Source organism: Flavobacterium procerum (genome assembly GCF_042431625.1).
In the GTDB taxonomy this organism is placed as follows: domain Bacteria; phylum Bacteroidota; class Bacteroidia; order Flavobacteriales; family Flavobacteriaceae; genus Flavobacterium; species Flavobacterium procerum.
Map to the genome: position 1 here is coordinate 1 of NZ_JBHLYW010000030.1, position 1015 is coordinate 1015.

At 34.3% G+C, this 1015-nt stretch carries 1 protein-coding gene; it reads right to left on the bottom strand.

Annotation, left to right across the window (positions count from 1 at the left end; genetic code table 11):
* On the bottom strand, positions 1-1015 hold a 1015-nt coding region (locus tag ACFFLS_RS24200), incomplete at both ends, for a M16 family metallopeptidase (protein WP_379689700.1).

Here is a 1015-nt window from a genome sequence, read left to right on the forward strand (position 1 = left end):
GTTAATTTTAGAAATTAGATTTTTATATTCTTCATCTGTTGAAAACGGAATCTGATTTAAGCTGTAATTGTATAAGGTTGTAGCCCAGAAAGTATTCGTTTTAAGCGATTCTTCTCGGTTTTTCAACAAAGCTTTTTTGATGTCTTCCAAATCATTTGCATTTACTGGATTGGTTTTTAAATCGTTGATTTCTTTCCAGACAATCTGCATTAATTTTTCCTGTTTCTCAGGATTACAGTCAAAAGTCAAAGCAAGGCTAAAAGAAGGTTTAGGAATAATTTCCAGATTGCCGCCAACGTTTACGCCGTAACTGCCACCTTCTTCTTCTCTAATCGTTTGAAGAAAACGTTTAGAAAGCAATTCGCCGATAATATACATCGTCATGGCATTTTCTTTTGAATACTCTGTTTTTCCTGTCAAATTCAAGTAAACAGTGCTTTTTGCAACTTCCATCGGACGTTTGAAATGCACAACCGTTTTTCCTTTTTTAGGGCCAATATTATGATCTGCAAAAGTCTCTTTTACAGCAGGATTCGATTTTAGATTTCCGATGTACTTCTGAATAATTTCCAAAGCTCCTTCAGGAATATTTCCCACAAAAACAAAAGTGAAATCTGAAGCATTTTTGAAGCGGTCTTTATAAATACTTTCTGCTTTCTGTAAATTGATGTTTTCTAAAAACTTTTCATCAAAAATAAAAGTCCTCGCATTATGATTAGAGTTTGCTAGGTCAACTGAATCTTTAAAGGTATTTCCATTGTCTTTTTTGATGTTTTCTAAACGGTTTTTATACTGTTCTTTTAGGATGCCGAAAATATTTGGGTCAAAACGCGGTGTCTCAAAAGAGAGATACAGCAGTTGTAGCATCGTTTCGAAATTGGCTTTGTTAGAACTTCCCTGAAATCCCTGCGTGTTTTCACCAATAAAAGGAGCAGATTGCGCTACTTTACCAGTAAGTTTTTCTTTTAAAGCGATATTGTCAAAATTGCCTAAACCAGATGATCTTGCAAGTACT